Below are 13,698 nucleotides of genomic sequence, written 5' to 3' on the forward strand. Positions count from 1 at the left end.
TCGCGCTCACCACAGGTACACACGCGCACTGCTTCCGCCGATGCAGGTGATCCAGCTGTCCCCCGGCTGTTGCCGGCAGTGCATGAGGAAGTTGGAGCCGTTGCACAGCGCGCCGGGCACCGACTTGCAGTCAATGGCGCCCGGCGCCGAGACGGCTCTTGGTAGCGGGCTGGCGTCGCCGTATTCAGCCCAGTAGGTGACCAACACGCTGTTGGCGAAAAGACATGAGGTCTCGGGAGTCCCGCGGCCGGCGCGGGTGCCGAACCCTGTGGCGTTCGGCAAGGAGAAGCCCTGATCGCACGACTGGTGCAGGCTGCTCAGGTCGGGACCTGTCACCAACGGGGGCAGCGCGGCACGCGTGGCCGGGCTCTCGGGCTGCCCGGCCGGCCGGTGGGCGAACAGGCCGATGTCCAAGGCAATGCCCGCGAGAACCAGAGCCGCCGTGGCCGCGATCACGGCCGGCAGCAGCCACCGACGCTTGCCTGGATCTGGGTCGCGGGGCCCCGCGGCCGCCAGATCCGGACGCGTTGACGGGACATCGGCGGCCAACGGCCGGGTCTCGGTTGCCAATGCGCCTTCACCCGACGCCATGACGTCGGTCAGGTCGTCTCCACTTCCCAACGCGCGCTGGGCCGCACGGGCAAGAGCGCCCGCCGTTCCGTAGCGGTCGTCGGGGTGTTTGGCCATCCCGCGGGCGACGACATTGTCGAGCGCGGCCGGAACTCGCGGATTCGTCGCGCTCGGCTGCGGGGGCGGCAGGGCGATGTGGGCCGCGACCAGGTGCTCGAGGCTGTCACCGGCGAATGGGGCGTCCCCGGTCACCGACTCGTACAACACGCACGCCAGCGAGTAGACATCGACCGCGGGCGTGGTGATCCCGTCGCGAAACCGTTCGGGCGCCATGTAATTCAAGGTGCCGATCTGAGTTCCGACTGTCGTCAGCCGCGGATCACCCCTGCCCTCGGCGATTCCGAAGTCGACCAGATACACAAAATCGGCAGGGGTGACAATGATGTTCTGCGGCTTGACGTCTCGATGGATCAGTCCCTCGGCGTGCGCGGCGTCCAGTGCGGCGGCGACCTGACTGATGATGGCGACCGCGCGCGAGGGAGCCAACGGGCCATTCGCGATCAGGTCGAGAAGCGTCTGCCCCTGCACCAAGCGCATCTCGATGTACAGGCTGCCGTCGATCTCGCCCCAGTCGTGAATCGGAATGACGTGAGGTTCCTGCAGAATCGCCGCTGCCTGAGACTCCCGCTGAAATCGGGTGCGAAACGTGGGATTGGTTGACAACTCGTCGGCCAGGATCTTTACCGCGACGGTTCGCTGTTTGCCGGTGTCGAAGGCTTCGTAGACCGCCCCGCCCCCGCCCTTGCCGAGCAGGCGCGTGAGGTTGTACTTGCCGAACGTCATACCGACGCGCGAGTCCACGGCCATCCCCTTGAGTCCTTCGGGTACCGACGCAGTATCTCGCTCACGGCCCGCGCATGCACCCATTTGGGGCGCAAGCCGACACTTGCGGGGTCGCACGCCAAGAAAGACGCAAGAAACGCGCAAGGCATGCGGCCCAGCCTGTACGTGACCGGGCACCGCGGCCCGCTAGCAAATGGCCCGGCCGGCACCGAGCCGGCCACGATTTTCAAGGACACAATATGATCGGCACACCGCATCACGCACAGCCCGCGCCGCGAAACGTCGGCCTTCGCGACACCCGTCCGCGCGCCGGGTTCCGGCGATGGATGGAGATGACGACGCTGGCGCTGGCAATGGCGACGCTCACGGCGGGGATCGCCCCGTCGCCAACCGCATTTGCCGAGCCCTCCCCGGCGATGGCGGCCCGCGGCGTCGAGGCCCCACTCGAGACCGTTCCCTGGTCGCAGGTCGGTCCGGGTTGGATGCTCGCCATGTGGAGCCCGGTTCCGGGTTTGCACCCCGGCGAAATGCCGCCCCCCGGCGCACCGACCTGGCAGACGGCCGCTACCACGTTGTACCTGGTCGATCCCGCGGGTGGCCGCTACCCGATCACCACGTTCCCGCCGCCGGGCGAGGGTTCGAGCCCGCGGTTGGTCGACTGGTCGGGCGACGGTACCCGTGCCCTGTTCGTCACGGATGGGAAGGGCCACCGGGCGATCACCGAAGTCGACCTGCACACCGGCGCGAAGCGGACCTTTGCCGTCGACGGCGACCAGGCCAGTCCCCGCTACACACGTCCCGACGGCAAGGCGATACTGCTGCACGGGTGGAACTCCTCGAGGCCTAAGTCGCTGGAACGCGTCGACCTCGACGGCAACCACCAGTTGACCTACCCGGTGGGGCAGGACTTTCAAGGGTTTCTCTCCACCCCGGACGGCACCCAGTTGGTGCTGGGCACGGCCACCGGCCTCGCCCTGATGAGCAACGACGGGACACCCGGCAACGCGCTGCCGCTCGATGGGCAGAAGGACTGCTCACCGATGCGGTGGTGGGACACCGGCGCGAAGGTCGCCCTCGCTCGTTGCGGCAGCTCCAAGGGGTCGCAGTTGTGGCTGGTGCCGATCGACGGCGGGACACCGACTGCGCTTACCGCGCCGAACGACGGGCGCGGCCCCGACTACGGCGACCTGAACGCATGGCAGCTCCCCGCCGGAACGTTCCTGCAGGCCGCCGGAGCGTGCGGTGTCGTATACCTCGCCAAGCTCAACGACGACGGCACCACCTCACAGGTCTCGGTGCCCGAAGTGAAGGGCCGCAGCGTCGTGGTCCTCGGCGTCAACGGAGGCGACCTCGATCTCCAAGCCCGGGCCGGCTGCGGGGGCGGGCAGTCGCTGATCGACTACAACCCCACGGCCAACACCTCGACGGTGCTGCTCGGGCCGACCGTGAACGGCGGTGGCGTCATCAGTGCGGTGCCCTACCCGGGCCAGAGGTAGTGGACATGACGAAATCTGTTCGCCACCAACGGCTTACAGACCGTGTTGTCGGTCGGCGGCCAAGACGGCTCCATTGCGGTGGACCCTTGGCCGTGGCCGTCGGAATCGCCGCGGCGATGTCGACGGCGGGATGTTCCACCGGCAGCCCCGCCGTGCCGAGCGCCGCGCCGTCGGCGAGTGCCACCCACGCGCCGCATCCCATAACCTATGCGCCCCAAGTGGTTCTGCCGTTCGGGGAGTTGATCAACCATCCCGCCGGCGTCGCGGTAGACGCCGCGGGCAACGTGTTTGTGCTCGACTCGCACTACGGCCAGGTGTGGGAGATGCCGGCGGGCACGAGCAACCCAAAACCGCTGCCATTCACCGGCCTCGGCCAGGCGGTCGATGCCGCGGCGGACGCGGCGGGCAATCTCTACATCACCGACGATGACAAGAACCGGGTGCTGAAGTTGACGCCCGGGACCACCAACCCCACCGTGCTGCCATTCACCGACCTCAACATGATCGCCGGCATCGCGGTCGACAACGCGGGCAATGTCTACGTCAGCGACTCGGGCAGCAAGCGGGTGTTGCGACTTACGCCGGGCTCGGCTAGCCCGGTCGCGTTGCCGTTCAACGACATCGGCCCCGAGGGCGTGGCGGTGGACAACGGCGGCGGCGTCTACGTCGTCGACTCGGGCGGCAAGCGAGTGTTGAAGCTGGCGCCCGGCGCGACCACCCCAACCGTGCTTCCATTCGGCGACCTCAAAATGCCCACCGATGTGGCGGTGGACGTCGGCGGCAATGTCTACGCCATCGACCTTGACCGCGTGCTGAGGTTGGACCGGGGCGCGAGCGGTCCAACGACGTTGCCGTTCAACGATCTCAAGGATCCCTCCAGCGTCGCCGTCGACACCAGGGGCAACGTTTACCTCAACGACGGCCTGCACTTCCGCATCCTCGAGCTGCCGGCGCGGTGATGGCGATGTCATATCGGCGCGCGCTGATCGCGGTCGTGGCCGCGGTCATGGCCGCGAGCGCGGCAGGGTGCGGCACGTCCAGTGACAGGCACCAAACCAGATCGACTACATCGGTTGCGGTGCAAGGGCAATCGGCGTGCTCAGAGTTGCAGGGCACCGTCAGCCCCGACCACAGCTGCCATGTCCGTGACGAATCCTCGGCCTACAAGATCGAGATCACTTTCCCTATTGACTACCCCGACATGCGGCCGGTGACCGACTTTCTGAAGCGTGACCGCGATGAATTCCTCGACTGGGTCGCCAAATTCGGGCCGTCGGATGGGCGTGGCCGACCATACGAATACCACGTCACCGCCATGGCATTTCGTTCAGGGTCAACGGATTCAGGCACCCAAAGCCTGGTGCTCGAGATCGACAACGACACCGGTTTCGCCCATGAAGGCCACCCCGACACCACATTCCGATCGTTCAACTTCGACCTCGGAAAGCGCGCCCCAATCACCTTCGACACGTTGTTCAAGCCCGGGACGAAACCATTGGAGGTCCTCAATCCGATCGTCGAGCGCCAGTTCGACGCGCCGACAGCCGATCTCGATGAGCAGACGTACCAAAACTTCGCGATCACCAACGAAGCGGTGATCTTCTTCTTCGGCCAAGACCAAGTGGTGCGGGACAACGCCGGGCCCCACAAAATCACGGTGCCCCGTGCGGAATTGGCGCCGCTACTTGCTTAGCCGCCCCGGGGGCTGGCTAGGTGTGGACTTTCCAGCCCGCCAACGGGGTGGGTGCCGCGGGGGCGTTGGGATCGTTGAACTCGACATAAAAGTCGCCCTGTTTCACATTGCTGTCGTAGGCGATGAATCCGTGCGCGGTTTGGCCGTTGGCGACGGTGCCCGAGCGCAGCGGCGGCGTCTTGCCGATCGTCTGGTAATCGACCAAGGACGAGCCGCCTTGCACGTCCCGGTACGGGTCTTGCCGCCACGGGGAAGATGCGGCGGTGATGGTGCGCTCGCTATAGCTGAATGGCGCGTCGGACTTGCCGACGATGGTGAGCTCGATGACGTTGCAGCCTCCCCCGCTGCTGGTGCAACCCGATGACACCCAGGCCACGTTGTCGAGCGTGACGTCGGCGGTCGCGGTGCTGTATTCCGTGACGTGGATCGTCGCGCCGGATTTTCCGGTCGGGAACGGCGACTGTTGGGTCGTCGTCGGGTCCGCGGCGCCGAGGGGCGCTGTCGCGCATGCCGTTATCGCCAGCACCGTCGCGACCCCGGCACGCACGGGAGTAAGAATGGCCATTTGCAGACGATAACGCGCTTTCGGGCCGGCACGCTTTCGGCTGCGCCGGGTTTCGAATCGCGAGCGAGCCTTGAGGACCCTACTATTCGGCTAGCGCGGTGCTACAAACGTTGTCACCGCCGGGACCAAGGGCGGCAGTACCGTCGTCTTCAAAGAAAAGGAATCCCGACATGAAGACGCGAGTATTGACGGCCACCATCGGGGCCGCGTCGGCAGTCTTGGCCGCTGGGGTCGTGTGGACCGCGTCACCGGCCTCGGCAGGCACTCCGTATTGCGATTCGCTGGCCAACCCGCAGCAAACGCATGAATGCAACTGTGGCTTCGACTTCGCCCCGGGTAGTCCTGAGTTTCAGGATTGCATGCGTGGAAGTGCAGCCGCGCCCGCGCGACCTTAACCCGCCGGCCCGCACGGAGCCGGGCTAACCGTCCTCTTGGGCCACGTCCAATCCGTTTGCCGCGGCATCCATTCTCGCCGGAAATCGGCGGCTATGATCTCGCCATCGCGAGACGACAGGAGCCGCTCATGCCCGGAGATCATCAGCGTGTGGTCGACCTGCGAGCGCAACAGGTGGTACCCGACGTTCGGCGGACGATGTGGCAAGGCACACTGCTGCAGTTTGGATTGCGCACGGTGTTGATTGTCTTGGTCGTAGCGACGTTGTTGCTGGAGCCGCCGGACCATTACGAGTGGGTCTGCGCGACCATCCCGCTGGTGTACATGGTCATCCTCGGATGCTGGAGTGCGTTGACGCTGCGCCGTGGGTCGCCCCCGACGGCATCCACCAGGACGCTGATACCGCTGCTCATGCTGACCGCCGACGTCATGATGGTTTCGGTCCTGTCGATACTCGCCGGCGTGACCTCCCCGCAGGACTGGACATCCGATGTGATGCGGAATGGCTTCTTCCTGATCCCGTTGATCGCGGGCGCGCAACTGGATCCCAAGATCAGTGCGGCGGTGGCGATCCCGACCTTGTCGGTATTCGTTCTGACGTGCTCGATCACCAGGTCTGCCGACCAGGAGCCGTGGGCGTCGATCTTGCTGAGCTCATTCGTCTTGGCCGCACTAGCCGGCGGGTCGGTTGCCCTGTCCTTCCTCCAGCGGTCCAGGTTGGAAATGATCGCCGACTTGGCGCGGCAGCGAAGCCAGCTGTTGGAGGAGTTGCTGGCAGTGGAAAGGCATGAACGGCAGGCGATTTCGGAACGTCTGCACGATGGTGCTCTTCAGTACATCTTGGTTGCGCGCCAAGACATGGAGGATGTGCGGGCCGGCTCAGCCGATGCCGCCGACCGCGTCGCGTCCGCGCTGGCCGAGTGTTCGGGGCTGCTGCGCGACGTCGTCCGTGAACTGCATCCAGACGTGCTGGTGCGGATGGGATTGAAGTCGGCGGTCTCCGCCCTCGCCGAAAGCCTTGGTTCCCGCGCCGGACTCACCGTCGATTTCGACGCGGCCAGTTGGCCCGACGGGCTGCGCACCGAGGCCGACGACGTGCTGTACAACGCCGTGCGCGAAGCATCGACGAACGTCATCAAACATGCCCGGGCGCAAAACCTTTGGATCGAGTTGCAATACCGAGAAGGGTTGGCCTGGTTGCGTGTCGCCGACGACGGAGTGGGCATCTCCGAGGCGGCTATCGCGCGGAAGGCTGAGGAAGGTCATATCGGAATGGCATCGATGCGCGCGCGGGTACTCGCCTCGGGTGGCCAGTTCGACGTGCGCTCCACCTCCCCCGGAACCGAACTCGCCATCTCCGTACCGTTAGGGACGGCACGTCATCTCACTGCCGCTTGATCGTTGCGGGGATTGCTTGCTGGTAGCTGGTCGACCGGCCCTTTGACGAATATCGAATGCTGCGGTGAGCGGTATGCAAAGCTAGCCGCATGCCGACGAAGGACCGGAAGATCGAGCTCCTCAACAGGCAGATTGAGGAAGCGAAGGACGGTCACCCCGACGACGTCGCGGAGTGGCGATTCAAGACAGAGACCGTGCTCAGGCGCACGGTCGGCGAAGGAAGCCCCGCGCTCGCGGCCTTCCGCGCGATCAGCTTCAGCTGGATAAGTTGGGGCGATCCGATCGACCAGACAGCGGCGCGACAGCGCGACGCCGTGATCCGCGCAGTTGTGTGCCTGAAGTCCGCCGTCGCCGAACTCGATCTCTCGGACGGCATGTCCAAGGACCGCAAGATCGAATTACTAAGCCAACAGATCGAGGCCGCGAACGACGGTCAGCCAGATGACTTGGCGGAGTGGCGAATGAGAACAGAGGCCGTGCTTCGATCTACGGTCGGCGAAGGCAGCCTCGCACTTACGAAGTTCCGCGACATCCGCTACGGCCGGATAAGTTTCGCCAACGAAGACCAAGCGGATATCCAACGCGACGGCGTGCGACTGGCCATCCGGTACTTGAAATCCGCAATCGACGAAGTCGACCTCCTCGACGATGAACCGCCTTCGGCGCCAGCAGCCGAGCAATCCGGTGGCAGCATTGTCCACCGAACTTTTGACGACCTGGTCATGGACCTGGACAAGCGGCGCAGCCTCGCCGAGAAACCACCGGTGTTGCTCCTCGGCGCCGGCGCATCACTTCAGGCCGGCGTCGGCACGATGGCTGAGCTGTACAAATTCTTCAAGTGCAAAGACTTCGACGAGTTCGCCAAGTACATCGCTACGCTGAGCGAGTCTGAGCGTTACCGCTACCTCGCGAAATTCCTGCAGAACGAGAAATTCCCTGAGGAGATCACCGCGGGCTATCAGGCTCTCGCCACGTTGTTGGCAAACAAATACTTCGACCTCGTGCTGACGACGAATGGCGATCCGTTGCTCGACGACGCGCTGTCGGCGGCGCGCCTGTGGCGGCGCGACTACATCATTCTCGTCAACGGGGTAATCAGGCCGGAGCGGATGGAGCTGCCGCTACGCGAGCCCAGCCCGCGCGTGAAGATCGTGAAACTGCATGGAGACCTGTTCTCGCGGTTGATGGCCTGGACCGTGGATGAGATGGACAGGTTCCTCAGCGAGAGTTGGGACATCCTCGAAGACGCGGTCGCGGGTCGCGACTTCCTCGTCATCGGTTACAGCCTGCGCGACCAGAAAGTGCTCGAGCTCGTGAAGTCCGCCGGCGGTTCGGTGTGGTTCCTGCATCACGACAAGGTCCCGGATCATTTGAAAGACATCTACAAAGAGATCAAATTCTTCCGCGCCGTAGTGGATCCCAAGTGTACGTTCGAGGCGTTCTTCCCCGCCCTCGCGGAGGCGTTAAAAGAAGCGGTTCCGAGGCAGCCGTCGGATGCCGCCGAGCTGGAATCGCGTTCAGCGGAGACAATCGATGCCGGAGCACAGACGATCGACGATTTGATGTCTGCGACTTTCGGAATCGCGGGCCCCGACGGCGTGCTGAAGGCGACCGCGTTTCTGCTCGCCGAACCAAGAGTGATCCTATGCGACCGCTCGGCAAGCGATCTGCATGTCGTCGCTGGTGAGGTAATTCTCATCGATTCCAATGGTGACTCGTTCAGCACCCGTGCGATCGCAGTCGAGTCGACGAGTCCTTTTGGCCCGACAGTGTTGGAAGCACCCGATCACCTGCGCACGCCAGGGCTGCGCCTTGCGACCGGCCGCTTACAGCTCGGCGCCACAGTGCAGATGCTCGTCGCTGCAGGCGCGGTAACCGGCATCAGCTCGGGCAGGGTGACGGCGCTGGACGCGTCGATACGCATCGCCGAGATCGGCGAAGTAGCCGGTCTTGCCGAGCTGGACGGTGTTGTCGCCCCGGGTGCCTCAGGTGCGCCGGTTGTCGACGCGACGTTGTCTGTCTGTGGCTTCGTTGTCGCCGGCAGCATCGATCCGGAGGTCGCGCACTCGTTCGCGTACCCAGCGGAGTGCTGGGCATCGTTCGTTCGAGAGAGCGCGTCTGGCAACCCGCCGGTTAGCGACGAGTGAAGGCCCAGGCTCGAACCCGCGACCAGCGATTCACAAATAGAGTCGCCCGCAACGTGAAATGCCTTGCTGTCCACCGGTTAGCTGATCAGCAAGGCCACCCCATCCTCGGTGACTTCGACGCTGACGCGGGATAAATCGGTCACGACGACGTGCGCGTCCGCGAGTTCGGTCGCGTGGTGAGTGGTCGTGACGGCCAGTACTTGCGCCCCTGCGGCTCGGCCGGCAGCGACGCCCGCGGGCGCATCCTCGACCACCAGGCACTCCTGTGCCTCGAAGCCCAGCGCGGCAGCCGCCTTGAGGTAGCTCTCGGGGTCTGGCTTGCCGGTCGAGACGTCTTCTGCGCCGATCAGCAGCTCCGGGGCCGGAAGCCGCGCTGCCGCCAGTCGAGCAGCCATCAACGACCGCGGACCGGACGTCACGGCGGCCCAATGGGTACGCGGTAGCGCGTCAAGCAATCGGTGTGCTCCCGGTAGCGCCAGGACACCTTCGAGATCGGCGGATTCCTGCAAGGCAAGTAGCCGAGCCGTCGCTGCGACGCGCTGCTGTGGTGCGACGAATTGCGCGACAGTGTCTTCGGTTCGCCTGCCGTGGCAGACCTTGAGCACCTCTTCGTAGTCGACGCCGTATTCGGTGGCCCAAGTGCCCCAGGACCGTTCGACCGTGGCGGTGGAGTCGACCAGGGTGCCGTCGATGTCGAACAGGATCCGCTTGCCGCGCAGCACCGCCATAGCCCGCAACCCTACGGTGCATCCGGACCAGGTTCGCGGGGGCGATGCGGTCGGACGCGGTTTGCCCTCGAGGTTGTGCTCGGCAATATCCAACCCGGCGCGAAGGGAGCGGTTCGCGGTGAAAACCGCACGTCAAACCGGATCTTCCGAACAGCGTTGATGCGCCCCGTCGTTGGGCCGGACATCGTTGCTAATACGCGCGCTTCGCACATTTGTAAAGGCGGATCAAGGAAATTTAACTACTTTTAGCCTGGCAGCTTCTATTTGCATTGCCCTGATATCATGTCGTTCAATCCACTGCTTGGGCCTCCGCCTGCCGCTACCCAACGACGCTGCGTCAGGCATTTGCAGTATGGGCAACGAAAGGATCCTTGGTGCCAACAGCCACCAAACGCGCTCAATACGACTTCATTTATGAGACTTTGCAGCAGGGAACGTCGGCACTGAATTTCACGATGTCGGTGTTGGACAAGAGCTACAAATCTCACTTTCCTGACTATGCCAGCGATGTGAGTGGGGTCCTAGAGGACGCTTTTAAGTTTTTGCTGGCAGCTGGCGATGGGGGTGAACTCTATCAAGCATCGGAAGAGGTGCACGAGCAATTTTTCGCCTCCGAAGGAAACGGGTCATGGTTCAGCGAGGGCTACTCGGCGTACAAGTCACAGCGGAAGCCGATACAGGACTTCAACAATCTCGCCGACGCCATTAGCGGTAGCACCGTGCTCGACTTCGGCTCCGGTCGCGGTCATTTAGCTGCGCTGATCGCCCGCGCCGGCTTCGACTGCTACACCACAGACGTCATGGACTACCGTGGCGCGGACGCCGATGTGCTGCCGTTTCGGCAGATGGCTTCACCTGTCGATGTCCCCTATGCGGACGACATGTTCGACAGTGCGATCGTCAAAACGGTTCTCCACCACGTTGATGCCACCGATGTGATTCCGCTGTTGATTAATTTGCGGCGCGTTGCGCGACGGTTGATTATCGAGGAGGACACGTACGCCGTCCCCACAAACTCACTCGGTGCTGCTTCGGGACAGATTGAATTAAACGAGTTCAATAAATTGAATGAAAATGATCAATTTCAGGTGCTCGTACTTGTCGATTTCTTTGGCAACGCCGTCGCTCAGGGTCTTGTCGATATGAATTTCGGCTGTCAGTTCAAGCGGGTTAGCGAGTGGCATTCATTGTTTAACAGCCTTGGTTTCCATGTTGTAGATACAGAAATCACCGGTTTCCGCCCCGGTAATATTCACAAAAGCTGCCAGGTTCGCTTCGTCGTTGATCGCGTGGAATTGTAAGAGGCTATTTGGCCGGCCGCTCGAGCCCAAGATGATCGCGCAATGTGGGCCCGGTGTACTCGGTGCGGAATCGGCCACGGCGCTGCAGGATGGGCACGACATGATCGACGAACGTCGTGAGCTCATGCGGCAATGTCGACCCCATGATCGTGAACCCGTCGACCGCACCGGCGTCCTGCCACCCGATCACGTGGTCGGCCAGCTGCTCGGGCGTGCCGATGAAATGCGTCTGCCCCGCCAGCCCGCCCGTCACTTCCTGCGTGATCTCCCGTAACGAAGCCTCAGGCCGCGCACGCGAGGCCGCAAAGAGCTGCTCGGCCCGGCTCGACGGCGCCGACCGCTGCGCCCAGAGTTCGGTGGGCAGCGGAGCATCGGGGTCGAAGCCGTCCGGATCAAGCCCCGCCGTGTAAAGCGTGTTCTGCCACCGAAACTCGGGACTCTCCAGGTCCTCGAGGCGCTGGGCTCGCGCCCGGGCTTCGGCCTCGGTGGCGCCGAGCGTGATCATCAACGCGGGCAACACCTTGATGTGGTCGGGTTTACGGCCGACGGCCGCGGCCTGCTCGTGCAGGTTGGCCCGGAACGCCACCGCCGCCTCGAGTGAAGGAGGCCCGGAGAAGACCACCTCGGCGTATCGCGCGGCCAGCCCGACGCCCGCGGCCGATTGTCCCGCTTGCACCAACACCGGGTGCCCCTGCGGGCTGCGCGGAAAGGGCTGGACCCCCTCGACGTCGTAGTACTTGCCGTGGAAGCGCGGCCCATGCAACTTGGCGCGGTCTGCCCACACGCCGCGTTCGCGGTCACCGATGACCGCGTCGTCCTCCCAGCTGTCCCAGACGTGGGTGACGGCGTCGACGAATTCGTGGGCCTGCGCGTACCGGTCGGCGTGCTCCGGGTGGAACTTTTCGCCGAAGGCGGCGGCGGCCAGCGGCGTGACGGTGGTGACGATGTTCCAGCCGGCGCGGCCGCCGCTGAGGTGATCCAGCGTCGCGAATCGGCGAGCCAGCTCCCACGGCTTGCTGTAGGTCGTCGAACCCGTCCCGATCAGCCCGATGCGATCGGTGACCGCCGCCTGCGCCGACAGCACCGCGATCGGATCGAACTGCGTCTGAGGCAGATACGTGGCGCGATATTCGGCGATGGCGATGTTGTCGGCCAAGAAGATCGAGTCCATCAGGCCGCGTTCGGCGGTCCGCGCGATGTCGGTGTAGTACGACAGGCCCAGGACGTTGCGCACGTCGCCGTCGACGACGCGCCACGCGGCCTCGTGATAGCCGTTCGGCCAGATGAAAGCGTTGAAGTGCAGAGGCCGCGTGCCCATGGGTTCGACTCCTTCGTGCGCGTGAATGCTTGCGAGAAAGGCGTCGCGGCGATGTCAGTTGATCAAACCATTCGCCGCGGCCCGAGGCATCCTGACGAGGCAACGCGGTCTGGGGTTGAAATAGTCCTTCGCCGTGCCGACACACACCAGTGACACGGAGTCACTCGCTAGCGGGCGACCGAGTCTAGGAACGTCCGAATGACGTCGACCGATTCGTCCGGCGCCTCAAAGGGCCAAAAGTGTCCCGCATCGAATAGGTGTACGTCGCTGCCCGACGGCAGCATGCCGATCACGTCGGGATCGGTGTAGAACTCGCGGGGCTGCAGAGGGTCGTGCGCGCCTTGCAGAATCAGCACCGGCGCCGTCCAGCGGCGGATCAAGGTGGTGCGTCGATCGACCCATTCCTGCCTGAACGACGAGGAGTGGAAGTACCGTGGGACGGCCGCGGCGATGCCCGGATGGGAGAACTCCTCGATTGTGCGAAGGAGGTCGGTCGCCGCGACGGGCCGGGTGACGAGCCACGTGTAGGCGGTTGTGACAAATCGCCGCGCGTCGGCCAGCACCACCGGGGCGTCGGCCGAGGTGAATAGTTGCTCCTGCGGATGCAGGCTGGGATGCAGATGCCACAGATGCTGCTGTCCGCGCGCGTATCCGGTCACTCGATCACCGAGCATGCTGACGAGGTGATCGCCGGGCGGGGTTCCGCGGTCATGCGTCACCAATGCGAATTCGGAGATCCCGATCGCGTCGAGCAGGGCCTGGAGTTGGGCTGCGACACCCTGTTGACGGTAGTCGCCAGTGCGCTTGTCAGATTGACCGTAGCCCTTCAAATCGATAGCGACGCAATGATATTGGTTGCTGAGTGACTCTAACGCGTAGTGCCACTGCCACCACGAATCCGGCACACCATGCAAGAACACGACTGTGGGCGCCGATCTGTCGCCGGCTTCCACGTAGTGCCAGGTGACGGTTTCGCTGTCACCGGGCGCGGCAACGAACCGGTGCACCACCGTCGCATCGCCGAGCCGCTCGCGGTCCCCGTCGAGGCTGGGTCGCGCGGGATCGGTAGAAGGGAGTTGGTCGAGGACGGCATCGACGCGTTGGAAGAGGTCCTGCCCGGCGCCGGCACTGCGCTCCTCGCTCAGGCGCTGCGGCGGATCAGTGTAAGTGTCGACGAAATCAACGGTCATCTGGAGCGGTTCCTTTCGATGCTGGGCCGGTCTGAGTGTTTGTTGCCGGGGTCGC

Annotated in this window: 11 protein-coding genes; 6 read left to right on the forward strand and 5 right to left on the reverse strand. The window is 64.3% G+C overall.

Features of this window, described 5'->3' with window-relative positions:
- Positions 1 to 6: 6 nt before the first annotated feature.
- On the reverse strand, positions 7 to 1,437 hold the full coding sequence (locus BN973_RS19125; RefSeq protein WP_051641353.1) for a serine/threonine-protein kinase: 1,431 nt from the start codon (positions 1,435 to 1,437) through the stop codon (positions 7 to 9).
- Positions 1,438 to 1,652: 215 nt separating this feature from the next.
- Here BN973_RS19125 and BN973_RS19130 point away from each other — a divergent pair, with 215 nt between their 5' ends.
- The 3 genes from BN973_RS19130 (at position 1,653) to BN973_RS19140 (ending at position 4,602) form a co-directional block, all read left to right on the forward strand.
- Positions 1,653 to 2,909: a TolB-like translocation protein gene (locus tag BN973_RS19130; protein ID WP_051641354.1), complete on the forward strand. Its 1,257-nt coding sequence runs from the start codon at positions 1,653 to 1,655 to the stop codon at positions 2,907 to 2,909.
- Between the two features lie 92 nt (positions 2,910 to 3,001).
- Entirely contained in the window at positions 3,002 to 3,868 is an 867-nt protein-coding gene (locus BN973_RS19135) for an NHL repeat-containing protein (protein ID WP_169718187.1), read from the forward strand.
- A 5-nt stretch (positions 3,869 to 3,873) separates the two neighbouring features.
- Positions 3,874 to 4,602, forward strand: a complete 729-nt coding sequence (locus BN973_RS19140; protein WP_169718188.1) for an esterase — start codon at positions 3,874 to 3,876, stop codon at positions 4,600 to 4,602.
- Between the two features lie 16 nt (positions 4,603 to 4,618).
- Here the strand turns inward: BN973_RS19140 and BN973_RS19145 are convergent, their stop codons facing one another.
- Positions 4,619 to 5,167, reverse strand: a complete 549-nt coding sequence (locus BN973_RS19145) for a hypothetical protein (protein WP_036470154.1) — start codon at positions 5,165 to 5,167, stop codon at positions 4,619 to 4,621.
- A gap of 523 nt (positions 5,168 to 5,690) precedes the next feature.
- Between BN973_RS19145 and BN973_RS19155 the strand changes: the two genes are divergently transcribed.
- Together BN973_RS19155 and BN973_RS19160 are read left to right on the forward strand one after the other, a co-directional pair.
- Complete coding sequence (locus tag BN973_RS19155) at positions 5,691 to 6,959, forward strand: sensor histidine kinase (protein WP_051641357.1); 1,269 nt, start codon at positions 5,691 to 5,693, stop codon at positions 6,957 to 6,959.
- An 89-nt stretch (positions 6,960 to 7,048) separates the two neighbouring features.
- A complete protein-coding gene (locus BN973_RS19160) occupies positions 7,049 to 9,106 on the forward strand; it encodes an SIR2 family protein (protein WP_036470156.1) in 2,058 nt (685 codons plus the stop codon).
- Between the two features lie 77 nt (positions 9,107 to 9,183).
- On the opposite strand, the gene BN973_RS19165 is transcribed toward BN973_RS19160, so the two are convergent.
- Positions 9,184 to 9,834: an HAD-IA family hydrolase gene (locus tag BN973_RS19165; RefSeq protein ID WP_036470157.1), complete on the reverse strand. Its 651-nt coding sequence runs from the start codon at positions 9,832 to 9,834 to the stop codon at positions 9,184 to 9,186.
- Between the two features lie 374 nt (positions 9,835 to 10,208).
- Here BN973_RS19165 and BN973_RS19170 point away from each other — a divergent pair, with 374 nt between their 5' ends.
- Positions 10,209 to 11,135 carry a class I SAM-dependent methyltransferase gene (locus tag BN973_RS19170; protein WP_036470160.1) on the forward strand — a complete coding sequence of 309 codons (927 nt, stop codon included), beginning with the start codon at positions 10,209 to 10,211 and terminating at the stop codon, positions 11,133 to 11,135.
- Positions 11,136 to 11,139: 4 nt separating this feature from the next.
- Here the strand turns inward: BN973_RS19170 and BN973_RS19175 are convergent, their stop codons facing one another.
- Positions 11,140 to 12,453 carry an NtaA/DmoA family FMN-dependent monooxygenase gene (locus BN973_RS19175; protein ID WP_036470161.1) on the reverse strand — a complete coding sequence of 438 codons (1,314 nt, stop codon included), beginning with the start codon at positions 12,451 to 12,453 and terminating at the stop codon, positions 11,140 to 11,142.
- Positions 12,454 to 12,620: 167 nt separating this feature from the next.
- Positions 12,621 to 13,643 carry an alpha/beta fold hydrolase gene (locus tag BN973_RS19180; protein WP_051641358.1) on the reverse strand — a complete coding sequence of 341 codons (1,023 nt, stop codon included), beginning with the start codon at positions 13,641 to 13,643 and terminating at the stop codon, positions 12,621 to 12,623.
- Between the last annotated feature and the right edge of the window lie 55 nt (positions 13,644 to 13,698).

Source organism: Mycobacterium triplex, from assembly GCF_000689255.1.
GTDB lineage: Bacteria > Actinomycetota > Actinomycetes > Mycobacteriales > Mycobacteriaceae > Mycobacterium > Mycobacterium triplex.

Excerpts from the sequence above, each read along its gene's own strand:
- BN973_RS19175 (WP_036470161.1), bottom strand. The coding sequence starts at position 12,453 with ATGGGCACGCGGCCTCTGCACTTCAACGCTTTCATCTGGCCGAACGGC.
- BN973_RS19125 (WP_051641353.1), bottom strand. The coding sequence starts at position 1,437 with ATGGCCGTGGACTCGCGCGTCGGTATGACGTTCGGCAAGTACAACCTC.
- BN973_RS19145 (WP_036470154.1), bottom strand. The coding sequence starts at position 5,167 with ATGGCCATTCTTACTCCCGTGCGTGCCGGGGTCGCGACGGTGCTGGCG.
- BN973_RS19165 (WP_036470157.1), bottom strand. The coding sequence starts at position 9,834 with ATGGCGGTGCTGCGCGGCAAGCGGATCCTGTTCGACATCGACGGCACC.
- BN973_RS19180 (WP_051641358.1), bottom strand. The coding sequence starts at position 13,643 with ATGACCGTTGATTTCGTCGACACTTACACTGATCCGCCGCAGCGCCTG.
- BN973_RS19140 (WP_169718188.1), top strand. The coding sequence starts at position 3,874 with ATGTCATATCGGCGCGCGCTGATCGCGGTCGTGGCCGCGGTCATGGCC.
- BN973_RS19160 (WP_036470156.1), top strand. The coding sequence starts at position 7,049 with ATGCCGACGAAGGACCGGAAGATCGAGCTCCTCAACAGGCAGATTGAG.
- BN973_RS19155 (WP_051641357.1), top strand. The coding sequence starts at position 5,691 with ATGCCCGGAGATCATCAGCGTGTGGTCGACCTGCGAGCGCAACAGGTG.
- BN973_RS19130 (WP_051641354.1), top strand. The coding sequence starts at position 1,653 with ATGATCGGCACACCGCATCACGCACAGCCCGCGCCGCGAAACGTCGGC.